Raw genomic sequence first — 23635 nt, 5'->3', positions numbered from 1 at the left:
AAAATAATTATGGATATAGATAATATTGAAATTACAGACTTAAAATCTAAGCTTAGTCAAATTTTAGGTAATAAAATAATTGCAATTGAAAAGGGATGTAAAGAAGAAGTTCTAGTAGAATTAAATAAACAAATTGAGGGAAAAGAAATAAAATTAGTGTTAGTTTGTGACTCTAATAAAGTAAGTAATGATATTTTAAAAAGAAATTTAGATGTTTTAAATTATTTAAATAATATTAGTGCTATATCTATTTTATCAAATTCTTCAAAGGAATTAGAGGAAATTAATAATGTATTGAATATTAATGATTTAAAAAGCTTTAAATTATCGGGATTTTATAATAAAAATATTAACATAGAGGTTTTAAACAATTTTAAAAATTTAAAAGTTTTTGAAATTGAAGCGTTAAGTGATGGTAATAAATACAAATTGCTAGAAAATTTTAATCTGGAAAAGTTAGCAATTGAAAAATTGGATTTAGCAAAAATAGAAGTAAATACTAATTTAGTTTTTCTAAAAATTTCCAAAGAGCTAGTTAATGAAAATCTGTTAGTTGAGAAGTACCCGAACATTACTCATATAGAACTTGTCAACTGCAAAAAAATAGATGATTTTTCTTTCTTGGAAGATTTAAAATATTTAGAAAATATAATTATAAATAGTACTAATATTACTGTCTTTCCTAAAGTAGGTACTAAGGTTACTAAAGTACAATTGTTAGCCAACAAGAAGTTAAAAGATATAGAATCGATGTTTAAAATCAGTAGTTTAACAAAAGTTGCTATTACGGACTCTATTGTAAATTTTGAAGAAATAATTAAATTGTCAAAATTAAATTTAATCAATTTTTATTTTAGAAGTAAATCGAGAGCAGAAAATGAAGATTTTGAAAAAATTGCAAACGCAAGAGACTTTAATAACAATTTATTTAACTGGTAAAAAAAAAAGCAATTATAAAAACTAAACCCCGCTCATGTCAGCGGGGTTTGTAGTGAATATTAGAATCAATTTTTGACTTTTTTCGCTGGCCTGATAATGAGTATGTTTTTCATTATGGTAATGGTCAAATTTTTGTCGATAGTTAATCCCCTGCTGGCGCGAACGAGACGCTCGCGCCAGCAGGGGATTTTGCAAAGAAACAAGGTTATATATGTCACTAAAAATAAAAAAGAATGAACGAATTGTATGCTACTTGTTTGATATATGACAAGACTTTAGAAGCCAGAATAGGGGGGAATCCTCCTAAAGTTATTGAAAATGATATTCCGGAAGATTATAATTTTTATGCAGTTATTAACCATCCAGAGAAGCAAGATAAAATGCTCTCAATAATAATACATAATAATTTTGATGTCCTTTTAGAGAATAATATTTATCCTGACATATCTGTAAAAGTGATAGAACATGAATATTCTGAAATCGGAGATAGGAAAGATAAGGTGATTGAAGACCTTGGAATTTGTTCTATAAGTAATTATTCGACAGAGAATTTAAGTGAATTTTTATTTATAAAAGTTGGAGGAGAGCCACGTTTGATTCAACCTAAAAGTTACTTTTATGAAAAATTAGAGAAAGGTGGTTATTCATTTTTTTTACAAATAGAAGAAGAAGGATACTATGATGGTATGGATTATGTATTTATGTATGGAGCATTATATTTGTATAAACACAATATTACAGGCGAAATAATAGCAGGTTTTTGGCAATATTCTTAGCTAAATGTTACGCGAAGTCTTTCAACATGTAACTACAAGATTATCTAAAACTAAACCCCGCTCATTTCAGTGGGGTTTGTTGTGAATATTAGAATCAATTTTTAATCTCTTTCGCTGGTCTGATAATGAGCATGTTTTCATTATGGTAATGGTCAAGTTTTTGTCGATAGTGAATACCCCCGCTGGCGCGAGCGTCTCGTTTATGAACGCAAAGTTGTCTTGTTCTGAAAAAAGTTTGCATATTTATACTTAATCCTAAAATAGATTTACATTCCTATTTTAGTACTACTATTTGTTTACAATAATTACCTTTAAATTACAATGTATATTGATTTTGTACATTGAGTGCACGAGCGAGACGCTTACGCCAGCCCTGGTTTTTTTTAGATGAGTTAAACAGCATTTCGGATGATCTCTTATTTAACAAAAAAATATGGTAGAAATGGATATATATAGAATTTCGCAGAACTATGTTGAGTTTAAATTTTTTGTTTACAACGAAAACAATAATAGTTCACAACAAGCAATAGATTTTAGAGGAGAGTTATTAAGTAGTAATTATGAGAAGTTAGATTTTAAAATATTTATCGACCCCCAAAAAAAACAAGATAACAGAAGGTTAGATTTTGATGCGAGTTGTTATTATACTGGGATATTATTAATAAATGAAAAAAACAGAAGTTTATTAGCAAATAAATTATCCTCAAAAATAGAAATTCTTGACGTAGAGACCGACTTGTCTGAAAAGTTCTATTTTGTTAATTTATTAACAAAGATTGATTGTATAAATAAGGATAATAAATCTAATAGTGATATTATGTTAATGGTTAGAGAAAATAATATATCGTTAAAAAAAAGCAATATTTCAGATAATATTATTTTTAGGGATGATAAGCTAAGTTCTTCTTATTTCTGTACAAATGAGTTTGTTAATTTTATTTCGGAGAATGATATTAAAGGACTTAGATTTGAAAAAGTAGGAATAGCTGAGTAATTAATTTTGACTGTTAATCTGTAATATTTAAGATTAACTAGCTAGCAGGTATCTTTCTTTAGGATAGTGGAAACTTAACGAAGTATAGAAAAAAACAAAACAGCCTCAATACAGAGACAGTTTCTTATTTATAATTAATATAGAATAAATGAAAGTTTACAGTGCAGCACCAGAAGGAAATCAAATGGCTGATTTAGAGCCGGCTCGTTATTTTAATTTGGCAATAAAACAAATCTTAGAGGTAGAAGAATGGTTAAGAACAGCTGACGAGGCTAGCCAAGCTCTATTGGTTCATATTGATGTTTTTGTATATTTAAGTAAGAAATATCCTGAAATGGCGAATAGAAGGGTAGCAAAACTAAACAGAAATCAAATTAAAGAAACTTTTTATGCCTGGTTCGAAAGGTGTGGAAAAAAAATACCCGCAAGTTTTAGGGATGGTGTTAAAGAATCAGCTGATTTATTATTTTCTGAACTAGATAAAATTTAAATATTATATGAATCTGGATGATTTTAGGGAGTCAATAGATCCTTTTTTTTGGGTTGAACATGAAAATAGTGTTTCGGTATGCCTTAATGTTGGGGAGTATAAAACCGAAATTTTTGAAACCAGAGAAGAAGAAGGTTTTGAAGGGAATGGATATGATTGGGCTTCTTTAGCGCTGGTGTTTTTGCAAGAACAAAAATCTGAGTTTGTTGATGTCGTAAAGTTTGATCCCGAAGGAAGCATGTTTTGTGCCTATTCTTCAGATTCCGAAGCCTTAAAATCTTTTATTATTTCATTTAAAGAAGCTTGTGAAAACAAAGCGTTAATTCTTGATCTATTTTCAAGAGCAGAATTAGATTAGTGCTTAAGGGCATTGAACAAATTATTGATATTATAAGAATTAGAAAAAAAATATTTGAAGATGAATAGTCAGATTATTATAGAAAGTAAAAGAAAAAAGACAGAAACATTAATGCTAAAGTATCCAAATTTTGAGATTATTGATATCACTTCAAAAGCTCAAGATCCATGGGTAAAATTCAGCCCGTTTTATCCATTAGAAAATATACCAATTCCTTTCACTGATAATAAATTTTCGAAAAGTGTGGAGGGGATTTGGCAAGGATTAAAGGTATTTGAAAATTCCGACATTGACCCTGCTAAATTTGATATAGAAAACATGAAAAATATCAAACGAACAGTCAGAAAGTATGGGAAGGTAAAAGGACATAGAAAAGGGATTAATGGAGAAGATATTTTAAGTTATTCTGATTCAAAAAAACTTATTTATTTACCAACTTATAAATGGATATTAGACAATAAGTTAAAGAATGAAATAACTGAACTAAAGAAAATTTTGGATCAGAAATCCATAATTTTATTAGACTATGAAACAAGTGAAGACATTTTTTCGTTCAAACCAATTTCACATGCTTTTTTAGTTAAATTATTTTTAGAGAATAACTATCCTATTTAAAAAAGACTTCAGTTGAGGTGTGGATCTCACTAGTGAATGTAGAAAAAACTAAACCCCGCTCATCTCAGCGGGGTTTGTTGTGAATATTGGAATCAATTTTCGATTTCTTTCGCGGGTCTGATAATCAGCATGTTTTTCATTACGTTAATGATTAATTTTGTGATAGTTAATCCTCCGCTCGTGCCAGCAAGGGGACAAAAATTAAATAATAATACAGGAATACAAGATTCTAAGAAAAGAAAAGCCATAGAAGATCTAATTGATCAAGAAGGTGCTAGAGCTAATAAAAGAAGAATAACATGCAAGTAGAACAAACAATAAAACCGATGATATTTATAGAAAAAGGTAAATATTTTCAAAATTGGGATGATAATCAATATTGTATTGGAGATAAAGATAATTGTAAAGCTTTTTTAAGTGCTAAAAAAGTTTTATGGAAAGCTAATCCAAAACTTAATGATTACGAAGATGTTTTTTATTTAAGACTAAAACCAAGTAAAGCGGATAGGAATGATGAATTTCCTTCGTATGTTGTAAAGCTGCCCAATCTTAAGCAGTTAGATATACCTATATCATTTTTAGAAAAAATAAATGAAGATAGTTTACCGGAATGCTTAGAGACTTTGATAATAACTGCGAATGATAGTTATATATCTACTAAAAGTAATTACCCTTCTTTCCCAAGTGTAGGTCTGGAAAAAATTAAAGGATTGGTTTTGGATACGCCTACTTGGTTGAATCTTAATTTTAGTGATATTTCTATCTCGCAAAATAATTTTCCAAATCTTAAGTACTTAAATACAGGAATTGATAAAGAAGGCCTAATACTGCAAAATATTAAAGATTTGCAAAACCTGGATTTTATTGAAATTCATAATTTAGGGAGTCATCAGATATTTGATTATTTGCCATCTCGACTAAAAAAAATGTATTTGTCAGAAATGAAAAAAGACTTTTCTCTTGAGGGAATAGTGTCATATAATGACATTGAGTTTTTAAGTATAGCGCACTCACAGGCAGAAATTGATTGTGAGTTGCTTTCAAAATTACCCAATCTGAAAGAATTATATGTTCGATCTTCAAAAAAGATGAAAAACATAGAATTACTATTAGAATGTAAAGAGTTGCGTAGTTTAACGATTATAGATTGTAGTAATCCTTTTAAAAAGGTAAAAAGGGAGTTATTTGAAGAAAAATTTACTTATCTATTGAATATCGATTTTGCTTAATAATATTGAAGCTGTAAAAAGTTTTATTTGTGTTTAGGGCATTGCTTCATCTGTGATACTAAAAAAAAACATACTTTTTTATAGTAGATAATCCCGTTATAAGAAAGTCTTTCGATCTGTAACGCTAAGGTTAAAAAAACTAAATCCCCGCTCATTTCAGCGGGGTTTGTTGTGAATATTAGAATCAACTTTTGATTTCTTTCGCTGGACTGATAATCAGCATGTTTTTCATTACGGTAATGATCAAATTTTTGTCGGTAGTTAATCCCCACTGGCGCGAGCGTCTCGCTTGTGAACATCATTAACAAAAAATTGATTTAACATATAGCCCCGCTCCGCAAAGTTAACCTCACAAGCGCTGCGCAAACGTCTAGTTTAAAACATATAAACCGTAAAGTATAAGGCTTTAAAAATGAATTTATTAGGTGCGATTTCTGAAAAAGAAAGAATCAAAATAATATTAAGAAATAATATAAAAAGTCGGGAAACTTTTACGAACTTTAATAATTCAATGAGCGTAAAAAAAGCGCAAAGTCAGAGACATTTACGCAGCTTTTCAGTTGAACACTTCGGAAAGCTGGGGCCGATACGAGCAATGATCCTTCTAAACGGATTGCAAAAAGCGATGTTAATTAGTTTGCTGCATATTGAAAAGGAGAGAGGTCTTGGTAACACTCAAAAAGAAGATATAAAAACCATCGGGGACATGAGGGAGTTCATCAAAAGATTATGATTTAATTTTATTAGAAAAAATGAATATTGCTTTTTTTCTAATAAAAGAATGAAAAATAGTACTTAAAAGTATCAAAACAGGATTGTTATCTAGAATAATTCAAAATAATTTGGTTTGATTTGATACAAATAATACATTTGCGTTATTAAAAATAATTCTAAATAACATGAAAGTAAAAGTACTATTGCCACTTTTGGGCTGTTTGATGATGCTGCTTACAGCTTCTGCATCATTTGCACAGACTGGTACAATAAAAGGAACGGTTTCATTGTCTAATGATGAGGCAGCAGATAATATCTCTGTAACACTGAAAGGAACAAAGATTGGAACTACCACTGACGCTCAGGGAAATTATGAGATCAAGAACATCAGACCCGGAAATTATATTCTGAAGGTTTCGGTAATTGGGTTTTCATCTAAAGAAAAAAATATTGAAGTTTCAGCAGGAAGTAATCTTGTCGAAAATTTCACACTGCTAACTACATCTGAGGCACTTACAGAAGTATTTGTAAAAGGGAATGCTAATAAATATACCAAATCTGAAAGTCAGTATGTATCGAGAATGACGATTAAAAACCTTGAAAATGCACAGGTTTATAATGTCGTTACTAAAGAGCTGATTAAAGATCAGTTGGTAACCAATCAGGATGAGGCATTAAAAAATGTACCGGGTTTATATCAATTATGGGCAGCAACAAACCGTGCCGGTGACGGAGCATCATGGTATTCCTTACGTGGATTTACCACTCAGAGTTTAGTGAGAAATGGTCTTGCCGGAAAAGTAAACAGTAACACTGATGCGGTAAATTTAGAAAGAATCGAAGTGATAAAAGGGCCATCAGCAACACTTTTTGGAAATGTGGTTTCTTCTTACGGTGGATTAATCAATCGTGTAACTAAAAAACCTTATGATAATTTTGGTGGAGAAATTTCATATCAAAACGGAAGTTATGGTTTTAACCGTTTAACGGCCGATATCAATACTCCAATTAATGATGACCATACGGCATTGTTCAGATTGAATGCTGCTTTTGGAAATGCGAATACTTTTCAGGATTTCGGTTACTCAAAGAGTTTTTTCGTAGCGCCGTCTTTTGCTTATAAAGTAAACGATAAACTAACCATCTCTATCGATGCCGAAATTGGAAATCAGGACAACTCTGGTATGCCTTTAATTTATCTTCCTTTTGGAGTTTCTATTGCTGACTTAGGCGTTAATAATGCTAAGAATTTGGATGTTAATTTCAAAAGATCATTTTTAGGAGATGAATTTATGACCAACACCAAAACATTAAACGTTTTTGCACAGGCTCTTTATCAAATTTCAGACGAATGGACTTCTCAAACGGTATTTAGCAGCAGTTCTAATAAAGCAAGTGGTTTACAAACATGGTTTTACCTTTTGAAAGATCAGGAATTCTCTAGAAACGCCTGGGATGCAAATGGAAAAGATAACGCGATCGAATTCCAACAAAACTTTAATGGAGATTTCAAAATTGGATCTATGAGAAACCGCTTCTTAGTAGGTGGTGATATCTATTACGGTTCAAATAAATTAGTGTACCAAAGTTTACCGGGTTATGCGCCGTATGATACGGTAAAGTATTCAGGAGCGATAACTAATTATTACGACTTTAACCCAACAAATGTAAAGGATGCACTTACGGGAAAAGGGAATTCTCCTTATACTACTAATAGTTCTATAGCAACCTATAGTGTTTATGTAGCAGATGCAATCAACATTACAGAAAGATTAATTCTTTCGGCGGCGGTACGTTTTGATCATTTTCAAAATAAGGGATCATTTGATCCTGCTTCGAATACAAAAGCGGACAATTTTTCTCAAAATGCTTTCTCACCAAAATTTGGTGCCGTGTATCAAATCGTAAAAGATCAGGTATCTGTTTTCGGAAATTACCAAAATAGTTTTACCAATAAAGGATTCTTAAATGCTAATGTTGGCGGGAAGCTTGAAATGAAACAGTTTGATCCTGAAAAAGCAAATCAGCTTGAAGTTGGTGTGAAAGTGAATGCTTTCCAGAATAAAGTAAGCGCAACTTTTAGTTACTATGATATCAAAGTTGACAATATTGTAATCGCAGATCCGAATCTTCCAAATGCGAGCATACAAAACGGAACACAATATAGTAAAGGTTTTGAAGTAGAGCTTACCGCTAATCCAATTCCGGGATTGAACCTTCTTGTGGGGTATTCTAATAATAACTCTAAATTAAATGACTTAAGACCTGTAACTGCAGGACCTGAAAATTTAATCAACTACTGGTTCAGTTATAATCTTCAAAGAACCAAACTGAAAGGATTAGGTTTAGGATTTGGAGGGAATTATGGAGACGCTACTTACATTTACAATAACGGACCTGGTCAAACTTTCGAGCTTCCGTCATATGCTGTGGTTAACGCTGCTTTGTACTACGATCAGCCAAAATACAGAGTGTCTTTGAAAGTAAATAACTTAACAGACCAATTGTATTTTAATGGTTATACGACAATTAATGTTCAGGCTCCACGTACCGTTATGGGAAGTTTAACTTATAAATTCTAGTTTTTTTAGAATCTGAATGTAAAAGGCTCGAACGTAATGTTCGAGCCTTTTTTTGTTGATGATTTGTGACGTAATTAGAATGCTTGTGTAAAGCTTAAGGTTAATCGTGTACGATTTTATTTTGTCTAATCCATTAGTGAAAAATGGGAAACATCGACGGTTAATACAATTTAAAATAGGATTTGTTCTTAGTTATATATTTAGTTCTCTATTCTTTCAATTACTTTAATCCTAATTACTGTTAGGTTGCCATACTTTTCAATATCTTGTGCTGTCCATATATATTCCTTTCCCTTAGGCCTTTTATCATCACTCCAATCAACAGGTTCCTTTACATAAACATAAAAGCTTATGTCTTTTCGTCCAACAACTTTTTGATTAATTTCCGAAGGAGTCAAAAATTTAAAAGTGAAAAATGAAGGACTGTCAGTGGTAGCAAAAGCTGTTTTTATTTCAGGTCTTATTTCTTTTAGAAGACTTTTCAGAGGCTTATTGAGAAACTGTTGTTCATTTGTTTTTAATTTAGATATATCATTAGGAGTTTGTACCAATTGCTGTGCTTTGCAGCTATAGTTAATTAGTAATAGCAGAAGTATAAATGTTTTTAATAGCTTTTTCATTTTTTTTTTGAATTATTTGTTAATTACAAGGTATTGAGGTGTAAGACTTGTTGCCATTTGGTAGTATAGATTCTTTAGTATTAAATGGTTTGAATTGCCCTTCAGAATTTTGTTTCATCAAAGTGACTCCTGCATTATATTTATTTAAAATTACTGACATTGCTTCAGTCCTGCCATCAATAGAAGAACTAAAGGTAGTGACTAAATTTTGCAGTTGGTCAAAAAGAACGTCCGGAAATTCGGGATTGTAACCTGGTATTTGATCAGCAGGATAAGCAGCAGCAAAATCTTTTGCTGCTTGCAAATTGGTTATAACAATAGCATATACTTCTCCTCCTGTTAGAATGTACGAAGTTGTAAAATTACGATTGTCTATATTTAAAGTTATACCAGCATAAATGTCGCCTGCAGACAGTGGTGTATTATTTGGGTGGTTGTGCAAGGCAGCAAAAGATCCATGCCAGTTTGTGTTTACTTTTACGCTAGAAGCGCCACCACTGTTCATAGCTATCTGTCCCAATTGATTATTCCGTTTAGTTAAAGTAATACTATGCTCTATTTTTGGATCAGCATTAAGGATATTTTTTTTTGCGGATAGAAAAACAGGGTCTTTTCCATCAATAGACATTTTTGCGGCTTGTGCACAGGGATCTAGTTTTATAACTGGAGGTGGTTGACCGCCAGGAAAGGACGGACCTCCTGGAAAATAGGGAATTCCAGGCATTGGTATATTGTCAGGTATCCAACTCCAATTACTACAAGTCGTAATGGGACCAACTGTAACGTAGTATGTGCATATGTATTTTGAAGTGGCGTTCTGTATGGGAGCTCTGTTATGATATCTAATATGCTGACCATTTTGAAATTCTCCAGAATAAATAATTTTATTTTTACTGTTTTGGATCGTTATATATCCCGAATATATGGAATCAGTTTTATAGAGATTAAACTCTTTACCATTATTTATATTTTTATTCTTCGTAGTGTAAATAATATCGAAGATCTGATATTCTTCATTTTTATTTGAAATGACTAATAATGACATATAAGTTCTATAATCGGGATCGTCAGTAACATTTGTCGATGTATTGTCAAACAGCATAAGAGGAATTTCTATTGTTTTAGCCTCACCTTCAATAGATATGGCTGCATTTTCCCAGTCAATTTTTTTTGTGTACTTTAGTGATTCTAAATTTGGACCGTTACTGTCAAACCATTCTTTTACTGAAGTTATATCAGGATTTATGACCGTAGTTTTTATTTCATCGCTTTGACAGCCGGTCATAAACGTACTTACATATGTTAGTACTAGTAGATTCAATATATTTTTTGTTTTTTGTATCATATTTTGCAATGAATTTAAACTTGTTATTTAAGAGTATTTATTCAGTTTAATAGATTTTTTCAAAAAAAAAGAAAGATATGTATAGTATTATATATTAAGTATAAATAAAGTTGTTTTTTCTTACAAATAAAGTTTTAAATGTTCTTTTTTAGGTAGATTAGGTACGAATAGTGTATTCGAAATGAAGGTTTTATTAAGTACTATTTTGTTAATTTTGTTCATCAACCCTTTTGAAGCTGATAATTTTTATGATAATAGGCTGATTAGGACGGTTAGTTTTTATAATAGTCTTTCATTTATACTTTCTCTGATAAAAAGTGTATTTGATTTTATTTGAATAATTGATGAACTCAAATTAGTTTAGATGTTTGTTTTTATTAGCTGATCAAATCGATATTAAATTAATGATTGTGTTTTCAAATATTTCATTTGGTAGTTGCTTAATTGTAATTGATTTTGTTCTGTTTATTTAATATTTTGAATTAATACTAAATTTTACCAAAAAAGATTTTAAAAGAGTTTCTAAAAGAAAATAGGAAGGCTGTCCTTTATTATTTTCGGACAGCCTTTTTTTGTTTGATGACTTTTGATGTAATTAGAATGCTTGTGTAAAGCTTAAGGTCAATCGTGTACCATTTTCTTTCACATAATTCATATTGTTCGATTGCCATTGTGAAATAACCGTATAATAGTCTTTGTTAAATAAATTCTCAACACCTAAACGTATCGTACTTTTTTTCATAAAAGTATAACTCGAAGAAAGATTAAAAGCGGTGAATGATTTTATTGGTCCTGTTCCATAAGTATAAGCTCCATTAACAGGCTCAAATCTGTCTCTTCCCGGTGTATTGATCATTTGCAGAAAAATGGACCAGTCTTCGATAGGCCTGAATACAGTATAAGCTGTTATTTTTGGCGGATTGATGCGGTCACCTCCTAAATACACTTTTTTGTCGGCAAGTTCACGTTTCCCTTCTGTAAAGGAATAACTGGCTCCGATATCTATTTTGGAATGAAGACGGTATTTTGCTGATAACTCAAAACCATAGATCTTTTCAGGTGAACGGGAAATTTGTGGATTACCGTCGATATAAACATAAGAAGCCCCTAATTTAGAAGTACTGTAATAAACAGCCGCTTCATAAGATAATTGATCTACGCCTCCGGAGAATCCAAATTCATAATTATTGGCAGTAACCGCTTTTATAGAAGTGTTGTTAACGGTGTTTTCTTTTGCAGCACGTAATACTAAACCTAAATCGGCTACACTGAAACTTTGAGAAAAACTTACAAAAGGTTTGAACAAGTTCCATTTTGTATAACGCAGTCCGGCGTTGAACATTAGTGCATTAAAATGTAAGGCTCCGCCGTTTACTGCGACACCTCCGCCTACGTAAGTTCCGTTTACATAATTACGAATACCAATGGTGGTATAGTCAGGAACGTCAATGTTTACATTTTCAAGTCTCAAACCGGTTTTAAATACCAAGTTTGGTCCAAACATGTTCTTAATTTGAAAGTAAGGTGCGAAATTGGTCATACTCATTTCCGGAATAACCAATCTGTTATCAGTAAGATGAGTATCTGTAATATCTGAAAGAATATCCACCCCATAAGTAACATTACCGGATATAAGAGAGTTAATTTCGTATGGACTGTTTAAATTCAAACGAAAACCAAATTTTTTACTTTGTGTAGCAGGTTGTCCTTTGTTTTCAAAAAAGTCACTATAGTTAATAAGTGTAAGATAATCTTGAAAATAGAGTGTAGCATTAATATCTGTATTTCCAATAATATTCTCCCCAATATAACTTAAAGCAGCATTGTGGTTATAAGGTGTTCCTTCCGGTTCTCCGGGACGTGACCCTCTGATTCCAGTTGTAGGCCGATCAAAATTTCCATACACTCCGGCTTTGGCGATATAATCTGTGTGTTGGGTACTTTTGAAATAATTGTACATTAATTCCAGGCGATTGTTAGCGTTAAAATCATATCCGATTTTAGCAAAAGCGTTCCAGTTTCTAAGATCGTTCATTCCATATTCCGGTGAAAGGACACGTCCTTTTGCATCGCGATAAAGTCCTGTTTCTTCATAACGGCCACTAACTACATAATCGAATTTCTTAATTTTCCCGTTGAACTGCTGTGATACAAAGAAACCCGCAGTTCCTTTAGGTTTAATCAGGGAAAAAGCTGTCCCAGCCTCTGTTGATCCGCTTATTGCTTTATCGGTAGTTGGTTTTTTTGTAATGTAATTGATCAAACCACCATCAGCACCGTTACCGTAAATTGCGGTAGCGCCTTTAATAACTTCAACACGATCCAGCACTGTAGGATCCAGAGAACGCATGTCTTTTGCTCCGTCTCTTAAAGGTGTAGATTGCGGAATACCATCAATCATTACCAACACGCGGCGGCCACGTAAAGTCTGACCTAAATTCTGAGTTCTATTCGTGGTAAAACCTAAGCCCGGTACTGTTGTACCCAGAATATCACTTAAATTGGAGCTTATGCTTAATTGTTGTTGTATTTGTTTCTTTGAAAGTATCGTTACTGAAGAAGGAACTTCATTTAAACTTTCGACTTGTCTTGTGGCAGAAATAACAATTTCTTTTAATTCATTGTCAGATTTTGATTTATCAGGTAAAACACTGTCTTGACTTTGGGGATTTGTTTTAGAAGCTTGTTGTGCAGAAAGTGAACTTATAGTAAAGAACACGATCAGCAAAGAATAAATTCGCATATTTAGTTTATTTAGATTTAATTAAAATAGCCGCAAATATAGAGAATCTATTAGAAGAATAATAGGAGAAAAGCAGCTAAAGCCGTGCTGTTTATCTATTTTAGTATTTAGTTTCGTTGGAGTTAGTTATTTAATTCGGCTGATTTAAGTTTTGTTATTCCTTCCTGAACAATTACATCTTTCAAAATGGTGAGGAAATTGTTGAAATTGACGTGTTTATCCAGCATGAAAAGCATTTCCTTCTCAATATCAAGCCAAGTGTCGATATCTGCTTCGTTATGTTGAATCTGAGCTTCTAATTTATCCAAAGCATTAGCCACTTTTGATTCGTTACTTACTTTGTTCTCAAATTCATACCAGAGATTATAAAACTTACCTCCATTTTCAGAACCGAGTTCTTCGCGAATACTCTCAATGGCTTTAATTTCGTTGGCTATTTTTTGCGTTTTGACATCATTATCAAACTGTTCAAAAGCCGGAATGTCACCAGCTATCGCTTCTACTATATCGTGAATGGTAATCATTTCTAGAACCTTGCGACTATCCAGAGAGATAGCAAGGTAAGGTTCGACCAGCAAATAGAGGAGAGACATTCGCCAGGTATGTTCCGCAACACTCTCCTGTCGGCCATCAGAGAGCCAGCTGTGACGGATTAATTTCTTTAAATTCTCTGCCATATGCATAAAGTTTAAAATTTGCTGTGCGTTTTTAATTTTTGATTCCATGATGATTTTTTTGTTAAGATATTGAGTTGTCCATTTGTTGGCTATAGTAAGGTGAAAGGTTATTTTGGCACTTCAAAGGAGTTATGTGCGGTAAGATGTATTTTTAAGTTTTTTAATCGGCAAACATAGTTTGGTTCAGAATTAATTCGATGGTCCAGTTTTTTAAATAATAGACAGTCCAAATGAAGATGTAACAGCTATAAATAACTTTTACCTCAATTTAAATTTTTATATTTGAATTGTCTGATACAGAATCAATTGTTGAATTTTTAATCATTACTTATGTTATTAAATAGAAGAATATCACTTTTGTACTTTGTTAATGAGATTAGATCACAGATTGTATTGATCGTACTATTTGCGATATCAATTGGACTGCTCGACATGCATCCCTTATTTCAGCAGGTATCTCTACCGTTAAGTATTCCGGCACTAGTGGGTACTGCGGTTTCTCTTCTTCTTGCTTTTCGGACAGCACAGTCTTATGAAAGATGGTGGGAAGCCCGAACCGTTTGGGGAGCGATAGTAAATGATTCCAGGACTTTAATCCGGCAAATAATCCAATTTACACCAAAAGAAAATAAAGAGATTGCTGATGCTTTTACAGAAAGACAGATCATCTGGCTTTATGCATTGGGAGAGTCATTGCGCAAACAGCAGTTTTCATCAAGGGTGCAGACTTATCTTGATACTTTTCGCATCAAAGCATCTAATATCCCTAATGCTTTGTTGGATAAACACTCCCTGAACATCGCAGAATTGGCATCACAAGGACTAATTTCAGAGTTTAAACAGGTGCAGTTAAATGAAACATTAGCAAGGCTTTGTGACAGTATGGGCAAATGTGAACGTTTAAAAAATACCGTTTTTCCAAAATCATACAGTGTATTGGTTCATACCCTGATCTATGTATTTGCAGCGATACTTCCTTTTGGGCTTGAAGACTCACAGTTGATGGTAGAGATTCTTATAACGATATTGATTCCTGTTCTGTTTATTTCCATAGAAAAAACAGCAATTATAATGCAGGATCCTTTTGAAAACACTCCTGTTGACACGCCAATGACTTCACTCGCAAAGACAATCGAGATCAATCTGCTCGAAATGACAGGGGCAGAAAATATCCCTGTAAAGGAAAAAAATGAGCTTTATTACGAGATGTAATAAACTTAAAAATGGACCTTTTAAAAAGTATTTCATTATGGATGTAGAATTTGAACTGTTGCTTTCTGCCAAACTACTTTTGGCGTTTTTATTGGGAGGAATTATTGGTATTGAGAGAGAAAGAGAACAGCAGAATGCGGGTGTGCGAACTTTTGCGTGTATCTGTGTAGCTTCTTGCCTTTTTGTTTCTATTGCTGCTCATCTCACCGAGGATAAATCGGCTATTGCAAGAATGCTTGCGGCTATTGCAACAGGACTTGGTTTTATAGGAGCAGGACTTATTTTTAGAGATGAAAAAAATTTGCCTAAGGGATTAACAACTGCATCTGGTTTATGGACGACTTCGGCTGTAGGTATGGCCATCGCACTCAATATGTTTGTAATTGCAATCTGCTCGACGGCCATTATCCTTTTGATTTTTACCATCAATCAGTTTTCATGGTATAGAAAGTTTGTCGGGAAATTATTTAAAGATAAGAATCTGAAAAAGTAAGCTAAAAAAAGGGAGGTTCTGAGTATGAAATCACGTTAAAAACGATCTCTGAAAAATTCAGATCGGATGCACTTGGAAAAGAAAACCAAGTACTTGTTGCTAATTTCATTGATATTTTTACATTTATTTTACTCGTTTTATGGCTCTTGTTGCTATGAAAGAAGGAAAAAATTCATCTATCCTGTTTTCTTCACCCCAATTGTCTTCATACAGATTTGTCAAGCTAAAACCAACCTCTAATTGGCCATTAATTTGGTCGGTCAAACTATGCCCAAATACCAAAGCTTCATTGTTTTTTTTCAGTTCTTTTAATTTTTCTGCCGGCAATGAATACAAGTCTGAAAAAGGCTGTTTGTAAATTAACTTCAAGTTTTCTTCGTCAAGTTGAAATGAAATAGGATTGATTAAGCCTGTCATTAAAATTCCGTTTGGTTTCAGAACCCGAAAACATTCCTGCCAGACAGGCAAAACATTGTCAACAAAGACTATTGAACAAGGATTAAAAATCAGGTCAAAAAAATTGTCTGGAAATACAGAAAGATCTTTCATGTCACCTTGAACAGTTTTGATGTTAAGGTTAAATTTGTCGCTTAAATTTTGGTCTTGCTGCAATTGTTTTTCAGAATTGTCAAAAATGGTAACGTCTGCCCCCAAAGCAGCAAGAATTGGCCCTTGTTGTCCGCCACCGGATGCGAGTCCTAAAATTTTCAAGCCTTTCAGGTCGGGAAACCAATTGTGAGGGACCATTTTTATCGGTGTCAAAACAATATTCCAGTTTCCATTTTTTGCATTTTCTAATTCTTGTTCGGAAACAGGAATTGTCCAGCGATCTTTTTTTTCAACATAATTGTCCCAAGCCGATCTGTTATGTTTTACAATGTCCATTTTTTGCCGTGGTGTGTTGTTCTACAATTGACGTTAATCTGTTTGTATAATAAAGTCATACATAGCCTATTGCTTTTCAGATAGATACGCAGGAGTAATTTTATACTTTTTTGTTTTAATAAATATAAGAAAAAACAGTAGAAAGTCTTAATTCTTTTAGTTTTCCAATAATGAAAATTTGTATTTTTAGTTCATCTGCAAAACAGCAAAAAATTATAAAAGAAATGGCATTAGTCACAAAAGTTAAAACATATCATTTTCTTCCCTATAAGTACGGTTCGGAATTGCTGTTAGATATCGGACGTATCGAAACATTGGAAAATTTTGTATTAGACAATACCTTACATCAGCTTAGTTTTTACGAAATTCTTTTCATCGAAGAGGGAGCGGGTACTATTACATTGAACGAAAATAAGATAGTAATAAACCCTCGGACTATTATTTTCACAAGTCCGGGACAAGTGCGTTGTTGGGAGATTGAGGAGGCGGTAAAAGGGTATACTCTTTTCTTTGAAAAAGATTTTCTTTATCTTTTTTTCTCGGATGAACTATTTCTGTATCGATTTCAGTATTTTCACCAATATTCTCGTCCAACCGAGATGCAGGTATCTGAAACAGCATTCGCAAAATGTCATGAACTTTTATATGGAATTGCACTGGAATTTGGTCAGCTTCAGAATGACAGCAGTCATTTGATCAGGTCGCTTCTGTATCAATTGCTCGTAATTCTCAATCGATACTATGCAGATGTTCATAATGTTCAAAGAGATACTTATGTTCATTTAGACTTTTATAGATTTCGATCTTTGCTGGAAAAGAGATTCACAGCAGATCATACTGTTGAAGCTTATTCAAAAGCGCTTAATATCAGTTCGGGATTTCTTAATAAAATCTGCAAACAATTTAGCGGATTATCAGCCCAGCAAATGATTCATTACAAGCTGATTTCGGAAATAAAGAAACAACTTTGTCAAAACAAATCCGCAAAAGAGATTTCATACGAGTTTGGTTTTTCGGATCCATCTAACTTTAATCGCTTCTTTAAAAAAATAACCGGAACTACACCACAACAGTATCGAAAGAAGTAAAAATTGACCATTTTAAAGATAAAATGACCATTTTGGCAGGATGAGAATATTCTAATTTTACATAAAAAAAGGATATGATAAAATTCGCACTTAAATTTCTATTGTTGGTCATGAGCGTATCGTCTCTACAGGCAGAACAGCTATACGTTAATCCCAAGACTGGTCATGACACAAATTCAGGATTAAGAACTCAGCCATTAAAAACACTTGCAGAGGCGGTGAAACGTGTAAATTTAAACAAAGAACAGGGAGCAACTACCATCTTCCTTTCAGAAGGGGTACATCTGTTAACGGAGACCGTTATATTCACAAATGATAAGTATACTTTAAAAAATCGTTTGGTCATTCGTGCAGAGATTATGCCTGATGATGCGGATTGGACTCCTCAAAAAATGCCGGTGGTAGTTACGGCAGTACCGCTTTTACCGGGAGTGGGAGGAGAAGAGGCCAGAGGCATACAGCCCGAGGTTAGCCATGTAACCATTGAAGGTCTGCGATTTACAGGCAGTCCCGATTACTCTTATATGGATGGTAATAACCTGCGTCGTTCCTATCCGATATGGCGTAATGGAAAAAGACTGGACGATTTGCTCGTAACGCAGTGCCTGTTTGCCGGGGATGTTGATGTATTGCCGCTGCATGTGGGAGTTATAGCCAACGGTTATGGACTGGTTATCGATCATTGTGTTTTTTTCAACTGCAAAAATCCGGTTGTTTTTTGGCAAACCGACGGAGGAACCGGAAGTCCAAACGTTATGCGTTATTCACTCGTATATGGCAGTTATTTTAGTGGTGTTTGGACTACACAAAGTACCAATGGAGACCATTTCGACTTTCATCATAATATAATAGCAAACAGCAGTACCGTATGGATAAGAGAAAAAGGAAGCACACGCCAGTACAAAGCTTCGGACTGCCTTTTTACAAATTACACCAATCTGGCAGGGTACGGAAGTGGTCCGTTAAGTGGTAACGATGCAACATCGACAGACTTTCTAAAAATGGAAAACGTACAAATTACGGGAACTGTAAAGATTGAAAAAGATCAAAGTAAACGAAATTACCTGCAATTGGCCGAAGGTTCAGCAGGTTCAAATCTAAAAGCGGGGCTTTTCAAAAAGAATCAGTAAGTTTTGAAATTTCACGCTGAAACTTTTTTTATAAATTAGGATCGTTTGACTCATTAATCTGTACTATGTTAACCCTAAATTGGCATATGTTATCTGATTGTGCATGAAATAGTATTAAGATGGAAGAAACTTCTATTTTTAATGAAATTTCAACAAAACACATGGAACCAATATCGCTTATTTCAGATCATTTTATTGAAGAAAAATGTAATTTTAAAGAACTTATAGAAAGACTTCGGGCTGGGTTTTCGACTTCGGATATCAACGTGCCTATGCGCCATCATCATGATTATCCCAATCCGGAAGAAGGCAAAGATTCTACACTGCTGCTAATGCCCGCATTCCAATCGGGTAAGGATTTAGGAGTAAAAATAGTTACAGTAAGTCCTAATAATGGTAAATATGATTTGCCTTCCATTCAGGGAACTTATATTTATCTCGACGGGCACAAAGGAAATATAAAGGCAATTCTTGATGCAAAATCACTAACAGGGAAACGCACTGCAGCAACATCTGCTTTGGCAAGCAGCTACCTTTCGAGAAAAGACTCCTCGTCTATGTTGATGATTGGTACAGGAGCATTGGCCATCAATTTAATTCAGGCGCATGCCAGTGTAAGACCTATAAAAGAAGTTTATGTTTGGGGAAGAACTATAGAAAAGGCACAATTGGTTTGCAATGCACTCAAGGGTTCACTATTTACCTGTAAACCCGTTTCAACTATAGAAGAAGTTGTTTCTCAGGTTGATATCATTTCGTCAGCGACTTTATCCCCCGTTCCGCTTGTTTTTGGAAAATGGCTAAAAGCAGGACAGCATTTAGATCTTGTTGGGGCGTATAAAAAAGATATGCGCGAGGCAGATGACGAAGCGGTTTTAAAATCGAGCCTGTTTTTAGATACCTATCAGGGCGGACTAAAGGAAAGCGGCGATATTTTGATTCCGCTGACAACCGGAATTATAACAGAAGAAACTATTAAAGCCGATTTGTTTGAATTATGCAGTACTACAAAACCGGGCAGAACCTCTGAGACCGAAATCACTTATTTTAAATCGGTTGGACATGCTTTAGAAGACCTTGTCGCAGCCGGATATTTTTATGAAGAGTATAATTTAAAAGTAGAAAAGAATGTCTAATACCTACCAAAATATTTGTAATAATACTGTTTATAAAGCAGACGCTTCCGTACTGCAGATCCAAACAATTGATATGCATACAGGTGGTGAGCCTTTGCGTGTAATTGTTTCCGGTTTTCCGAAATTGAAAGGAAATACTGTTTTAGAATACAGAAGAGATATAAAAGAAAACTACGATTACTTAAGAACGGCATTGATGTTTGAACCTCGCGGTCATGCTGATATGTACGGCTGTATTTTACTTCCGCCAAATGATGATGATGCAGATTTTGGTATTCTTTTCATGCATAATGAAGGATACAGCAGTATGTGTGGTCATGCCATTATTGCGATAAGTACTTTGGCAGCAAAAATGAAATGGATCACAGTAAAAGAAGGTGAGAATGAATTGAAAATTGATGCTCCGTGCGGTCGGATTTTTTCGTTTGTGACGGTAGTAAACGGAGAAGTAACAGGAGTTCGGTTTCATTGTGTGCCAAGTTTTGCCGTAGGTTTAGATCGTGTTGTAAATGTTGAGGGGATTGGTGATGTCGTTTATGATTTGGCCTATGGAGGTGCTTTTTATGCTTACGTTGATTTGAGAAAAAATACACATTTGAATTTTGGATTAACGGAAGAAAATTACCGAACCATTATTCAAACCGGGGTCGATATCAAACATGCCGTAATGAAGCAGGATACAGAAATTCAGCATCCGTTTGAGGAAGATTTGAGTTTTTTATACGGAACTATTTTTATCGATGAACCGCTGAATAGTGTTAACCACAGTCGAAATGTCTGCGTTTTTGCCGATGGAGAAGTCGATCGTTCACCAACAGGTTCCGGTGTTTCAGGAAGAATTGCGATTGAAAAAAATAGAAATGCCATAAACTCAGGTGAAGTTATTACAATAGAAAGTATAACAGGAAGTACTTTTAAAGGATCACTTGTCAGAGAAGAAAAATTTGGTCCTTTCAAAGCTGTAATTCCGCAAGTGGCAGGAACGGCCTTTGTAACAGGAGTAAATACATTTTTAATAGATCCGAAAGATCCTATGAAGAATGGTTTTATACTAAGATAATGATCCGTTTAAAAAAATATTTAGAATCATAATTAGTATAATACCAGGCGTTTTTAAGGAAAAAAAAGCTCTCCATAAGCTTCCAAATCAGGAAGCTTATGGAGAGCTAAAAGTATTCAAAACGTGATTTAGAAATTAAAATTTGTAGCTGTATCCAAATCGCACCACTTGTGTTTCATAAAAATCTTTGCTTCTATAATTAAAGCCCTCACCTTGAATATCTTTTCGTATGCTTAGCGTGTTGAAAATATCGGTGGCATTTACAAAGACTTCCCCTTTTCCTTTTTGTACCGTTTTCTTTAGTCCGAGGTCAACAGAAAATCTGGAGTCAATTTTTCCTTGTGGAATAATATCAGGAGCCAGATAAACAGCAGAAATTTGACCTTTTAGTGTTTTGTTTAACTGAAGGCTGTTGTTCCATTTTAAATTTCCGGATACCATTTGCTGACGTTTTCCATAGTAAGTACTTGGCGTCGGATATAGATTTGTTACGGTAAATGCATCAATGGTATTTTGATATAGATTTCCATTCAGGTTGAAAGAATACCAGGGTGTTATTTCTTTTGAATAAACAGCTTCGATTCCAACAGATGAACTTTTATCTGCGTTTTGAAAAACATTATATATCAGTGAACTTCCGGGTACAGTAGTGGCAATACGGGCAATAGTTCCATTAATGATTCTGTAATAAACAGAGGAAGTGAAATAACCTTTCTCCATCGTTTTTTTATACCCTACTTCAAAGGCACTTGTAAACTGCGGACGTAATGTAGGATTTCCAACTTTGATAATTTCGGCATCATCATATTTTGGAAAAATACGGATGTCAACCTCTGCCGGTCGGTCTACCCGACGGTTGTAAAAAGCTGTAATTTTATTTTTGTCGTCAATTTTGTATCCAAAACGTACGTTCGGAAACGGTTCTGTATAATTGTACCCGTCACTTTTGTAAGTGGGATGATTGGGATTAACATCGTACTGCAGTTTTACATATTCAAGTCTTAAACCAAGTTCTGCTTCAATTTTGTCCGTTTCGAAAATATAATTGGAGTAAAGAGCAGGAATGATTTCTTTATAATTGGCCCATCCTCCCGCATTGGCGTCAATAGGAGAGTTCGCGCCCGGGAAAAATTGCATGTTGGTAGGGATTTCTCTGTTTCTGAATTTGAAACCTGTTTCAAATCGCCCATATTTTAATGGCCTTATGTAATCAACATTAATGTCCACTACTTTTTCATCCGAAAGCAGTTTAAAAGCATCCTGTCCAACCGAAGTTGACAATGTATTGGTAAAGAAGTATTTTTCATCTTCCCTGTGATAGGTATAGTTGATACCAGCATTTAATTTATGCCCGGGCTGTTTGAATTTATGTTCGTAAGAAGCGCTGGCCATTACCGTTGTTTTGAGCTCATCTTCTAAAAACGCCCACAGGCGTAACCTTTGAGAGTAATCTTGATTGAAGAATGGCTCATCACCGTTGTCAATAATTTTTTCACTTCCAAAAAGTGCCGAAAAAGAAAAACTGTTTTGTTCATTGTAGTTCCAGTCTATTCCGGATTTTAAAGTGGTAAAATGAGTATTGCGGTTTCGTACCGTTTGCTGATTGATGATGGTGCCGTCATCATAAGTACGGGTTACAAATTCATTTTTATTGAGTGTTTCGGTATACAGATAATCGGCCTGTAAATAGGTATTTATTTTTTCTTTCCTGTAATTCAGAGACAGGGATGGATTAATTTTAGGGGTCATCTGATATTGTGGACGAATGGTTGGCAAATTGGTCTTACGTTCCCATAAAGCACCGTATCCTGAACTGATTCCTATTTTACCGTTTAGTCCTTCCTGTTTGTTTTTTTTGTAAATAATATTGATAATACCTGCATTTCCATTGGCATCAAACTTGGCCGAGGGGTTGTTTATGATTTCAATTTTTTCAATGGCAGATGCCGGAATATTGTCCAGACCCGATTGATTTCCAAAACCAGTCAGGGCAGTCTGTTTTCCGTCAATCAGAACCATTACTTTATCATTGCCTCGAAGCTGTACTTTTCCTTCGTGGAGTGTAACACCCGGAAGATTCTGCATAGATTGTAAAACTGAGCCTCCACTTTGGGCGATGTTGTCGGATACGGAGAAAACTTTTTTATCCATTTTGGCACTTACCTCAGATGATTTAGAAGTCACAACAACTTCAGACAATGTATTGATGTCCTCCTCAAGTTCAATGGTGTTGAGGTCCAGGAAATCGGATAGCGTCCCTACAAAGATTTTTTGAGATTTGGTTTTGTAGCCAACAGAAGTAATTTCCAGCGTATAATTTCCGCTAGTTACATTGGTCAGGTTAAAGCGTCCTTCTTCATTCGTTAGAGTGCCGAACAGCATTTTTTGATCTTTGGCCGTCTTTAAAACGACATTTATATAGGGTAGTGGAGATTTTGTTGTTTTGTCTTTAATTAAGCCCGAAAGTGTTGCGGAGTTGTTTTGTGCCGTTGCATTGAATGTTTTAAATACAAGTAAGGCGAATACTAAAAAAATCTTTAATTTCATTG

21 protein-coding genes are annotated in these 23635 nt (G+C 33.9%); 15 read left to right on the top strand and 6 right to left on the bottom strand.

Features of this window, described 5'->3' with window-relative positions:
- Nucleotides 1-9 precede the first annotated feature (9 nt).
- The 9 genes from OLM58_RS21355 to OLM58_RS21315 all read left to right on the top strand — a co-directional run bounded on the left by OLM58_RS21355 (nucleotide 10) and on the right by OLM58_RS21315 (nucleotide 8697).
- Complete coding sequence (locus OLM58_RS21355; protein ID WP_264530570.1) at nucleotides 10-939, top strand: hypothetical protein; 930 nt, start codon at nucleotides 10-12, stop codon at nucleotides 937-939.
- 233 nt (nucleotides 940-1172) lie between these two features.
- Nucleotides 1173-1715, top strand: a complete 543-nt coding sequence (locus OLM58_RS21350; RefSeq protein WP_264530569.1) for a hypothetical protein — start codon at nucleotides 1173-1175, stop codon at nucleotides 1713-1715.
- A gap of 442 nt (nucleotides 1716-2157) precedes the next feature.
- Entirely contained in the window at nucleotides 2158-2709 is a 552-nt protein-coding gene (locus OLM58_RS21345; protein ID WP_264530568.1) for an imm11 family protein, read from the top strand.
- A 148-nt stretch (nucleotides 2710-2857) separates the two neighbouring features.
- Entirely contained in the window at nucleotides 2858-3199 is a 342-nt protein-coding gene (locus OLM58_RS21340; RefSeq protein WP_070905575.1) for a hypothetical protein, read from the top strand.
- A 7-nt stretch (nucleotides 3200-3206) separates the two neighbouring features.
- On the top strand, nucleotides 3207-3557 hold the full coding sequence (locus tag OLM58_RS21335; RefSeq protein ID WP_264530567.1) for an immunity 51 family protein: 351 nt from the start codon (nucleotides 3207-3209) through the stop codon (nucleotides 3555-3557).
- A 60-nt stretch (nucleotides 3558-3617) separates the two neighbouring features.
- The gene (locus OLM58_RS21330) at nucleotides 3618-4172 is read left to right on the top strand and encodes a DUF6939 family protein (RefSeq protein WP_264530566.1); all 555 of its coding nucleotides are present in this window, start codon (nucleotides 3618-3620) and stop codon (nucleotides 4170-4172) included.
- 299 nt (nucleotides 4173-4471) lie between these two features.
- Complete coding sequence (locus OLM58_RS21325) at nucleotides 4472-5401, top strand: hypothetical protein (protein WP_264530565.1); 930 nt, start codon at nucleotides 4472-4474, stop codon at nucleotides 5399-5401.
- A gap of 412 nt (nucleotides 5402-5813) precedes the next feature.
- Nucleotides 5814-6134, top strand: coding sequence for a hypothetical protein (locus OLM58_RS21320; protein ID WP_264530564.1), 321 nt, complete (start codon nucleotides 5814-5816; stop codon nucleotides 6132-6134).
- Between the two features lie 166 nt (nucleotides 6135-6300).
- Nucleotides 6301-8697: a TonB-dependent receptor gene (locus OLM58_RS21315; RefSeq protein WP_264530563.1), complete on the top strand. Its 2397-nt coding sequence runs from the start codon at nucleotides 6301-6303 to the stop codon at nucleotides 8695-8697.
- Nucleotides 8698-8897: 200 nt separating this feature from the next.
- On the opposite strand, the gene OLM58_RS21310 is transcribed toward OLM58_RS21315, so the two are convergent.
- From OLM58_RS21310 to OLM58_RS21295, 4 genes are all read right to left on the bottom strand, one after another.
- Complete coding sequence (locus tag OLM58_RS21310; RefSeq protein ID WP_264530562.1) at nucleotides 8898-9317, bottom strand: hypothetical protein; 420 nt, start codon at nucleotides 9315-9317, stop codon at nucleotides 8898-8900.
- A gap of 19 nt (nucleotides 9318-9336) precedes the next feature.
- Entirely contained in the window at nucleotides 9337-10662 is a 1326-nt protein-coding gene (locus OLM58_RS21305; protein WP_264530561.1) for a hypothetical protein, read from the bottom strand.
- 595 nt (nucleotides 10663-11257) lie between these two features.
- Complete coding sequence (locus tag OLM58_RS21300; protein WP_264530560.1) at nucleotides 11258-13405, bottom strand: TonB-dependent receptor; 2148 nt, start codon at nucleotides 13403-13405, stop codon at nucleotides 11258-11260.
- A 122-nt stretch (nucleotides 13406-13527) separates the two neighbouring features.
- Complete coding sequence (locus OLM58_RS21295; RefSeq protein ID WP_264530559.1) at nucleotides 13528-14130, bottom strand: HD domain-containing protein; 603 nt, start codon at nucleotides 14128-14130, stop codon at nucleotides 13528-13530.
- 282 nt (nucleotides 14131-14412) lie between these two features.
- Here OLM58_RS21295 and OLM58_RS21290 point away from each other — a divergent pair, with 282 nt between their 5' ends.
- Both OLM58_RS21290 and OLM58_RS21285 read left to right on the top strand, forming a co-directional pair.
- The gene (locus tag OLM58_RS21290; protein WP_264530558.1) at nucleotides 14413-15294 is read left to right on the top strand and encodes a bestrophin family protein; all 882 of its coding nucleotides are present in this window, start codon (nucleotides 14413-14415) and stop codon (nucleotides 15292-15294) included.
- Between the two features lie 37 nt (nucleotides 15295-15331).
- Complete coding sequence (locus OLM58_RS21285) at nucleotides 15332-15787, top strand: MgtC/SapB family protein (RefSeq protein WP_264530557.1); 456 nt, start codon at nucleotides 15332-15334, stop codon at nucleotides 15785-15787.
- 123 nt (nucleotides 15788-15910) lie between these two features.
- Here the strand turns inward: OLM58_RS21285 and OLM58_RS21280 are convergent, their stop codons facing one another.
- The gene (locus tag OLM58_RS21280; RefSeq protein WP_264530556.1) at nucleotides 15911-16672 is read right to left on the bottom strand and encodes a class I SAM-dependent methyltransferase; all 762 of its coding nucleotides are present in this window, start codon (nucleotides 16670-16672) and stop codon (nucleotides 15911-15913) included.
- A 224-nt stretch (nucleotides 16673-16896) separates the two neighbouring features.
- On the opposite strand from OLM58_RS21280, the gene OLM58_RS21275 reads away from it, so the two are divergent.
- From OLM58_RS21275 to OLM58_RS21260, 4 genes are all read left to right on the top strand, one after another.
- Nucleotides 16897-17760, top strand: coding sequence for an AraC family transcriptional regulator (locus OLM58_RS21275; RefSeq protein WP_264530555.1), 864 nt, complete (start codon nucleotides 16897-16899; stop codon nucleotides 17758-17760).
- A 74-nt stretch (nucleotides 17761-17834) separates the two neighbouring features.
- Nucleotides 17835-18890 (top strand): hypothetical protein, encoded by a 1056-nt coding sequence (locus tag OLM58_RS21270; RefSeq protein WP_264530554.1) that lies wholly within the window; start codon nucleotides 17835-17837, stop codon nucleotides 18888-18890.
- Between the two features lie 161 nt (nucleotides 18891-19051).
- A complete protein-coding gene (locus tag OLM58_RS21265; RefSeq protein WP_264530553.1) occupies nucleotides 19052-20026 on the top strand; it encodes an ornithine cyclodeaminase family protein in 975 nt (324 codons plus the stop codon).
- Nucleotides 20019-21086: a proline racemase family protein gene (locus OLM58_RS21260; RefSeq protein ID WP_264530552.1), complete on the top strand. Its 1068-nt coding sequence runs from the start codon at nucleotides 20019-20021 to the stop codon at nucleotides 21084-21086. Before OLM58_RS21265 ends, OLM58_RS21260 begins: the two co-directional genes overlap by 8 nt.
- 135 nt (nucleotides 21087-21221) lie before the next feature.
- On the opposite strand, the gene OLM58_RS21255 is transcribed toward OLM58_RS21260, so the two are convergent.
- Complete coding sequence (locus OLM58_RS21255; protein WP_264530551.1) at nucleotides 21222-23633, bottom strand: TonB-dependent receptor domain-containing protein; 2412 nt, start codon at nucleotides 23631-23633, stop codon at nucleotides 21222-21224.
- Nucleotides 23634-23635: the final 2 nt, after the last annotated feature.

Origin of the sequence: Flavobacterium sp. N502540 (assembly GCF_025947365.1) — a bacterium.
GTDB lineage: Bacteria > Bacteroidota > Bacteroidia > Flavobacteriales > Flavobacteriaceae > Flavobacterium.
Note: the sequence above shows the minus strand (reverse complement) of the source record. Positions and strands in the feature narration are given on the sequence as shown.